At 71.4% G+C, this 7,855-nt stretch carries 7 protein-coding genes; 3 read left to right on the top strand and 4 right to left on the bottom strand.

Features of this window, described 5'->3' with window-relative positions; translation table 11 throughout:
• Window positions 1-120 precede the first annotated feature (120 nt).
• From ACFV0G_RS30000 to ACFV0G_RS30010, 3 genes are all read left to right on the top strand, one after another.
• On the top strand, window positions 121-1,038 hold the full coding sequence (locus ACFV0G_RS30000) for an ABC transporter ATP-binding protein (protein WP_380554846.1): 918 nt from the start codon (window positions 121-123) through the stop codon (window positions 1,036-1,038).
• Window positions 1,035-2,174 (top strand): ABC transporter permease, encoded by a 1,140-nt coding sequence (locus ACFV0G_RS30005; RefSeq protein ID WP_380554848.1) that lies wholly within the window; start codon window positions 1,035-1,037, stop codon window positions 2,172-2,174. Before ACFV0G_RS30000 ends, ACFV0G_RS30005 begins: the two co-directional genes overlap by 4 nt.
• 105 nt (window positions 2,175-2,279) lie before the next feature.
• The gene (locus tag ACFV0G_RS30010) at window positions 2,280-2,681 is read left to right on the top strand and encodes a globin (protein ID WP_380554850.1); all 402 of its coding nucleotides are present in this window, start codon (window positions 2,280-2,282) and stop codon (window positions 2,679-2,681) included.
• Between the two features lie 75 nt (window positions 2,682-2,756).
• Here the strand turns inward: ACFV0G_RS30010 and ACFV0G_RS30015 are convergent, their stop codons facing one another.
• The 4 genes from ACFV0G_RS30015 to ACFV0G_RS30030 form a co-directional block, all read right to left on the bottom strand.
• Window positions 2,757-3,524, bottom strand: a complete 768-nt coding sequence (locus ACFV0G_RS30015; protein WP_380554852.1) for a hypothetical protein — start codon at window positions 3,522-3,524, stop codon at window positions 2,757-2,759.
• Between the two features lie 20 nt (window positions 3,525-3,544).
• Window positions 3,545-3,994, bottom strand: coding sequence for an acyl-CoA thioesterase (locus ACFV0G_RS30020; RefSeq protein ID WP_380554854.1), 450 nt, complete (start codon window positions 3,992-3,994; stop codon window positions 3,545-3,547).
• Between the two features lie 128 nt (window positions 3,995-4,122).
• Complete coding sequence (ettA, locus tag ACFV0G_RS30025; protein ID WP_380554856.1) at window positions 4,123-5,787, bottom strand: energy-dependent translational throttle protein EttA; 1,665 nt, start codon at window positions 5,785-5,787, stop codon at window positions 4,123-4,125.
• Window positions 5,788-5,990: 203 nt separating this feature from the next.
• Window positions 5,991-7,415 carry a Cys-Gln thioester bond-forming surface protein gene (locus tag ACFV0G_RS30030; protein ID WP_380554858.1) on the bottom strand — a complete coding sequence of 475 codons (1,425 nt, stop codon included), beginning with the start codon at window positions 7,413-7,415 and terminating at the stop codon, window positions 5,991-5,993.
• Window positions 7,416-7,855 lie beyond the last annotated feature (440 nt).

Below are 7,855 nucleotides of genomic sequence, written 5' to 3' on the forward strand. Positions count from 1 at the left end.
GCCCTGAAGGCCCCCGCCGACGCCGTCCCGGGGCGTCCCCGGAGGCGTTCCACCGGGGTTTCCTCAGGTTTTGCACATATGCCCGGCGCGGCCTGCACCGAACGCCTACTGTCATGCCTCATGACTGCTGCTATATCCGCGGACGGGGTCCGGAAGCGGTACGGGGATGTCCAGGCCGTCGACGGGGTGTCACTCAACGTCGAGGTCGGCGAGTTCTACGGGATCCTCGGGCCGAACGGGGCGGGCAAGACGACCACGCTCGAGATCCTGGAGGGGATCCGCGAGCCCGACGAGGGCCGTGTCGAACTGCTGGGGCTGAATCCCTGGCCGCGCAACAGCAAGCTGCTGCCGCGGATCGGCGTGCAGTTCCAGGCCTCCGCCTTCTTCAACCGGCTGACCGCGCGGGAGACCATCCGCACCTTCGGCTCCTTCTACGGCGTGGGGGCCAGGACCGCGGACGCGATGCTGGAGCGGGTCGGGCTCGCCGAGTCCGCCGGCATCCGCACCGAGAAGCTGTCCGGCGGCCAGGCGCAGCGGCTCTCCATCGCCTGCGCCCTCGCCCACGACCCCGAACTGGTGTTCCTGGACGAGCCGACCACCGGGCTCGACCCGCAGGCCCGGCGCAACCTGTGGGATCTGCTGCGGGACATCAACGCCGAGGGCCGCACCGTCGTCCTGACCACCCACTACCTGGACGAGGCCGAGCTGCTCTGCGACCGGGTCTCGGTGATGGACCACGGCAAGGTGCTGCGGACGGGCGCCCCCGCGACGCTGATCCGCGAGATCGACGACACCGTGCGGATCAGCGTGGAGTCCGGCCTGCTGCCGGTCGACACCGCCCGCGACCTGTTCGCGGCGGCCGGCGCGGACATCAACGCGCTGGACGACGACGGCGTCTCGCTCGCGGTCTCCACCCGCCTCCCGGCGCCGGTGCTGTCCGTGCTCGCCGAGCAGAACGCGCTGCGCGGGCTGGAGGTCCGCGGGGCCACGCTCGAAGACGTCTTCCTGCAGCTGACCGGACGGGAGTACCGGGCATGACCGCCACCACCCCCACCGCGACCGAGCGCCCGCCGGCCGACCGCCCGGAGCCGGGCGGCACGGAACGGGCCAGCAGCTTCGTCGGGCTCAGCCGCGCGATGTGGCTCGGCTTCGTCCGCGACCGCGGCGCACTGTTCTTCACCCTGGTGATGCCGCTGATGTTCCTGCTGCTCTTCGGCGCGCTGTTCAAGAACGCCGGGACGGCGCACGTGACCATCGGCCAGGTCGGCCAGGTCCAGATCCTCGACGCCGTCCAGGGCGACGCCCGCACCGAGCTGCAGAAGTCCGTCACGATCACGAAGTACGACGACGAGCGGACCCCGCTGGACAAGGTCCGCAAGGGCAAGCTCGACGCCCTGGTCGAGCAGGGCCCGGACGGCAAGGTGGTGCTCCGGATCAGCGCCGGCGACCAGGTCAAGGCCGGCGCCGTGCAGGCCGTGGTGAACAGCCTGGTGCAGGGCGCCAACCAGCAGGCCTCCGGGAAGCCCCCGGCGTTCACCATGGTGACCGAGCAGGTCGAGGACAAGTCGCTGAAGTCGATCCAGTTCCTCACCCCCGGCCTGCTCGGCTGGGCGATCGCCTCCGGCGCCATGTACGGGGCGTCGTTCACGCTGATCAGCTGGCGCACCAAGCGGGTGCTCCGCCGCCTGCGGCTGGCGCCGGTGTCCATCGGCGCGGTGGTCGGGGCGCGGGTCGCCGTCAGCGTGCTGGTCGCCCTCGGCCAGACCGCGATCTTCCTGGTGGTGGCCACCATGCCGTTCTTCGGACTGAAGCTGACCGGCCAGTGGTGGCTGGTCATCCCGCTGGTGCTCTGCGCCACCATCGCCTTCATGTCGATCGGTCTGGTGACCGGTGCACTGGCCAAGACCGAGGAGGCGGCCAACGGCATCAACCAGATGATCATCCTGCCGATGTCGTTCCTCGGCGGCGCGTTCTTCCCGCTGGACGGCTCCCCGGGCTGGCTGCAGACGGTCTCCAAGGTCCTGCCGCTGCGCTACCTGGTGACCTCCTCGCAGTCCGTGCTGAGCCGGGGCGGCGGTGTTATGGACGCCCTGCCGGCGATGGGCGGCCTGCTGGCGTTCTCGGCCGTGCTCTGCGTGATCGCCTGGCGCTTCTTCAACTGGGACGACGTGTAGCACCGCCGCCGGGCCGGCGGCCCCCGCCGCACCGGGGCACCGCAGGGGGTCGTACGCCGATGGTCCTGGTGTACGACCCCCTGGGCCGTCTGCGACCATGGTCGGGTGAACGAGACCCGGCAGACGCTTCCCGAGGAGACCTTCTTCGACGCAATCGGCGGCGAGGCCACGTTCCGCCGACTGGTGCACCGCTTCTACCAGGGGGTGGCCCAGGACGAGCTGCTGCGGCCGATGTACCCGGAGGAGGACCTCGGCCCCGCCGAGGAGCGCTTCGCGCTCTTCCTCATGCAGTACTGGGGCGGCCCGCGGACGTACAGCGAGCACCGCGGCCACCCGCGGCTGCGGATGCGGCACGCCCCCTTCGCCGTCGACCGGGCCGCGCACGACGCCTGGCTGAAGCACATGCGGGTGGCGCTGGACGAGCTCGGGCTGCCGGAGGACGCCGAGCGGCAGCTCTGGGACTATCTGACCTACGCCGCGGCCTCGATGATCAACACCGTGGGCTGAACACCGTGGCCGCGCAGGCAGGCCCGACTCCGGACCGGCCGCCACGGGCGACCGGGCGTGCGGGCCGGGGCGGCCTCAGCGCAGCGGGCTGAGGCCCAGACCCGCCCCGGGGGCGGCCGCCCCGCGCAGGGCGACGGAACCGGCCGGGGCACTGAGCCGCAGCCAGCCGCCCGCGCGGTGCACGGTGAGCGGCGCACCCGGCTTGAGGAACCCGATGACGTACGCGGCGTGCACGGCCCGCAGCGGCAGCTCCGGGAGCACGGTGAGCGGGCGGGACCAGATCTCGTCCGCCAGCGCGTCCAGCACCTGACGGGAGCGGTGGTGCTCCGGCACGGCCTCGCTGCGCTCGCGGAACTCGCGCACGCCGGCCATCAGCTCGGGGAACACCTCGATCACCGGCGGCTCGCCGATCAGCCGCCAGCCCGCCCGGGGCGGCAGCAGCCCGGCCCAGGCCGGCCCGGTGACCGGTGCGGGCACGGCGACCCGGCCGCTCGCGGCGTCGACCGCGTCGAGCAGCTGCCCTGCGGAGACGGTGACGTCGATGTCGATCTCGGGAGCCGACCCGGCGGGCCCCTCCCGGTCCGCGTCGGACCCGGTCGTGCCGTCGCCGCCGGTGCCCAGCCGGGCGGTGCGGATCGCGATGGCGCCGGACGAGCCGAGCGGCAGCCGGCCGAACACGGCCAGCACGTCGCGGCCCTCGGGGCCCCGCACGGCCTTCAGCCGGACCGCCGCCGCGCGGTCGAAGCGGAGCAGGCGGGAGAGGAAGGCAGCCAGGTCCGCCGCCCCGTCGCTCTCGGCGAGGAGGAGGGTGGCCGGTCCGCCGGACAAGGTCGCTCGGTTCACGGTCGGGGGCACCACGGGGCTCAGGCGGCGGCCACGGCGGCGGCCGGTGCCTCGTCCATGAAGCGGGACAGGAACTGCCGCTCGACCGGGCTGATCCGGCGCGGCCGGCCCTCGGCCAGGTTGTAGGGGACGACGACGGTCGACGCCGTGACGTAGACCGTCTCGGTGCCGTCGTCGTGGGTGTCCTTGATCTGGTAGGAGACGGTCAGCGAGGCACCGCCGATCTTGGTGACCCAGGTCTCGACGGTCACCGGGGCCGGGCGGTGGACCAGCGGCCGCTTGTACTCGATCTCGTGCCGCGCCACCACGGAACCGCCCGCGAACTCCCCGGCGCCGGCCTCGGCGGCCTGGGTGAACATGAAGTCGATCCGGGCCTCCTCCAGGTAGCGCAGGAAGACCACGTTGTTGACGTGGCCGAAGGCGTCCATGTCGGACCACCGCATCGGGCAGTCGTAGATGTGGCGTGCCACCAACTTCTCCTCAGCTTTCGGTTGCCCGCGATGACTCGCGCGGGCCGGGGCCGGCAGGCCGCCGCTGGGGGCAGCCTGCCGGTCCGTTGTTGCGCCGGCGTTGCCGGCGGCTGTCCGTCCGCAGACGGTCAGCCGCGGGTCAGCTTCTTGTAGGTGGCGCGGTGCGGGCGGGCGGCGTCCGCGCCGAGCCGCTCGATCTTGTTCTTCTCGTAGGACTCGAAGTTGCCCTCGAACCAGAACCACTTGCTGTCGCCCTCGTAGGCGAGGATGTGGGTGGCGACCCGGTCCAGGAACCAGCGGTCGTGGGAGATGACCACGGCGCAGCCGGGGAACTCGAGGAGCGCGTTCTCCAGCGAGGAGAGGGTCTCGACGTCGAGGTCGTTGGTCGGCTCGTCGAGGAGCAGCAGGTTGCCGCCCTGCTTGAGGGTGAGCGCGAGGTTGAGGCGGTTGCGCTCACCGCCGGAGAGCACGCCGGCCGGCTTCTGCTGGTCCGGGCCCTTGAAGCCGAACGCGGAGACGTAGGCGCGGGACGGCATCTCGACCTGGCCGACGTTGATCCAGTCGAGGCCGTCGGAGACGACCTCCCACAGGGTCTTCTTCGGGTCGATGTTGGCCCGGCCCTGGTCGACGTAGCTGATCTTGACGGTCTCGCCGACCTTGACGTTGCCGCCGTCCGGCGTCTCCAGGCCCTGGAGCATCTTGAACAGCGTGGTCTTGCCGGCGCCGTTGGGGCCGATCACGCCGACGATGCCGTTGCGCGGGAGGGTGAAGCTCAGATCGTCGATCAGGATCTTGTCGCCGAAGGCCTTGTTGAGGTTGTCGACCTCGATGACGACGCTGCCCAGGCGCGGGCCCGGCGGGATCTGGATCTCCTCGAAGTCCAGCTTCCGCATCTTGTCGGCCTCGGCCGCCATCTCCTCGTAGCGGGCGAGGCGGGCCTTGGACTTCGCCTGGCGGCCCTTGGCGTTGGAGCGGACCCACTCCAGCTCTTCCTTGAGCCGCTTGGCGCGCTTGGCGTCCTTCTGGCCCTCGACCTTGAGACGGGACTGCTTGGTCTCCAGGTAGGTGGAGTAGTTGCCCTCGTAGGGGAAGGCCCGGCCGCGGTCGAGCTCCAGGATCCACTGGGCGACGTTGTCCAGGAAGTACCGGTCGTGGGTGACCGCGACGACGGTGCCCGCGTACTTCTCCAGGTGCTGCTCCAGCCAGTTCACCGACTCGGCGTCGAGGTGGTTGGTGGGCTCGTCGAGCAGCAGCAGGTCGGGCGCCTCGAGGAGGAGCTTGCAGAGCGCGACGCGGCGGCGCTCGCCACCGGAGAGCTTGGTGACCGGCCAGTCGCCGGGCGGGCAGCCCAGGGCGTCCATGGCCTGCTCCAGCTGGGCGTCGAGGTCCCAGGCGTTGGCGTGGTCCAGGTCCTCCTGGAGCTTGCCCATCTCATCGAGCAGCGCGTCGGAGTAGTCGGTCGCCATCAGCTCGGCGATCTCGTTGAACCGGTTGAGCTTGCCCTTGATCTCCTTGACGCCGTCCTCGACGTTCTCCAGGACGGTCTTGGACTCGTCGAGCGGGGGCTCCTGCTGGAGCATGCCGACGGTGTAGCCCGGGGAGAGGAAGGCATCGCCGTTGGAGGGCTGGTCGAGGCCGGCCATCATCCGCAGCACGGTGGACTTGCCTGCGCCGTTGGGGCCGACGACGCCGATCTTCGCCCCGGGGAGGAAGGACAGCGTCACGTCGTCAAGGATGACCTTGTCGCCGTGTGCCTTGCGCACCTTGCGCATGGTGTAGATGTATTCCGCCACGTGAGATCGCTCCGGCGTCGTCGTGAGTATTCGGCTTGCAGCCTTCCATTGTGCCGCACCGGGCCCGCCGCCCCGAACGCCCGCCGCCGACCTGCGGGAACGCACCCGGCCCCGCCCCCCGCGCTCGGAAGCGCGCTCGACGGGGGCGGGGCCGGGTTCAGGTGGCGGAGCCGTGGCTACGGCTCACACCCGGAGAGGCCGGGTCAGGCCGAGGTGCGGCCGTGGCGGCCGCGGCGGCGCAGGGCGAAGACGGCGCCACCGCCGGCCAGCAGGAGGGCGCCGGCGACACCGGCGATGATCGGGGTCTCACCGCCGCCACCGGTGAAGGCCAGGCCGCCGCCCGTGGTCGAGCCGGTGCCGGTCGGGGTCGGGGTCGGCGAGCCGGACGGGGTGCCGCCGCCGGTGGTGCTGCTGGTCTTGCAGTCCAGGACGCCCTTGAACTCCTGGGTGAGGCCGGGGCCGGTCACCTTGATGTCGTAGCTGGCGTCCTCGGCGACCGGGACGAGCACGGTCACGGTCTTGCCGGCCGGGACGGCGGTGCTCTTGCCGGGGGTCACGGTGACCGTGGCGTCCTGGTCACCGGTGTTGGTGAGGGTGACCTGGACACCGTTCTGGGTGCAGTCGACCTTGGCGGAGGCCTGCAGCAGCGGGCCCTTGGCCTGCGTCCAGGTGGCCTTGGCGCTCTTGGCGGTGGTCAGCTCGTCGGAGCCCGCCAGGATCATGGTCTGGCTGTGCTTCTCCGGGGTGTAGCCGACGCTGAGGAACACCCGGCCGGTGGGGACGGTCGTGGTGGCGCTGGCGTTGACGGTCGCCGAGCCGGCCGCGGTGCCGGCGGGGACGTCCAGGAAGAGCTGGGTGTCCTTGGCGATCGGGCCCTTGAGGTCGGTGACGGCCTTGCCGTCCTTGTCGAGGAGCTTGACCTTGCCGCCGGAGGTGTCGCCGGAGACGGAGAGCTTGACCTCGTCGGCGCCGCTGTTGAGCTTGAACGGGCCGAGCTTGGTGCCCGACTTGCCGCTCACCGAGGCCGGGTCGAGGTCCAGCGAGGGCTTGGGCTCCGCCGGGATGCCGGTGTTCTTGCTGCCCGCGAGGTACTCGGTGAGCTGCTTGGCCTCGTGGTCGAGCGGGGTGGCGGCGGTCTTGTTGTCGGAGTAGCGCCAGATCGCCGCCTGGGTGCCGGCGGCCGCGTCCTCCTTGGTGAAGTCGCCCGTGATCCCGGCGGCGGTCTTCACCGCGTCGAGGGAGAGCTTCGGGTAGGAGTGCTCCAGGATCCAGCGGATCTTGCCCGCCGCCTCGGCCTTGCCGGGGGCGCCGAGGGAGCTGGAGGCCCAGTCGGACTCCTGGTAGTGGACCTTGTCCTTGATGGCCACGCCGTGGTCGATGTCGATGCAGTACGTCTGGATGTACTTGCCGTCGTCGGTCTTCAGCGTGAACAGGCCGCCCTGGATCACGTGGCCGCCGCCGGTGTCGACCGACCCGCTCAGCAGCGTCGGCTGCAGCGTGGCAGTGATCCCCGCGCCGTTGTCGGCGGAGGCCGCACCGGCCGCGAAGAGACCGCCGGAGACGGCCATTCCGGACGCGAGCATGACAGTAGCTATGCGGGAGACAGCCCGCTTCTGCATGTGGAACATGAGTGATCCCTCCGGGCCGGGCTCTGCCGATGGCCGCCCGCCCTGCAAAGCGGTGCCCCCTGTGACACCGCTGCACATGTGTGGACCCGACGCATCATATTGAGATGTGAGACCGATCCCCAGCGCGTGCGGAACCAGGACAGTTCCGTTGCCGTTCTGTTATCAAGGAGCGGTTTCGCCGGTCTTGTTGACGATTCACCAGAAGTAACGGGCAATCAAGAGCCGCACCGGATTGCGTGCCGGGCGGCCCGGAGTTGTCCGCAATCCGCTCACCCGGCGGTGCCCGCAGGGACCCGGGGGCCCGCGGCAGCGGCCGCCGCACCGGCGCCCGCGGGGCGTTCGCCGGCGGACGGCGCCCCGGCACCCGCGGCCGGCGCCCCCGCAGCCGCCCACCGGGCGCCGACCACGGCGACGCGCCCGGCGGGGACGGCCGCGTCGGC

The organism is Kitasatospora sp. NPDC059571 (assembly GCF_042735675.1).
Taxonomy (GTDB): Bacteria; Actinomycetota; Actinomycetes; order Streptomycetales; family Streptomycetaceae; genus Kitasatospora.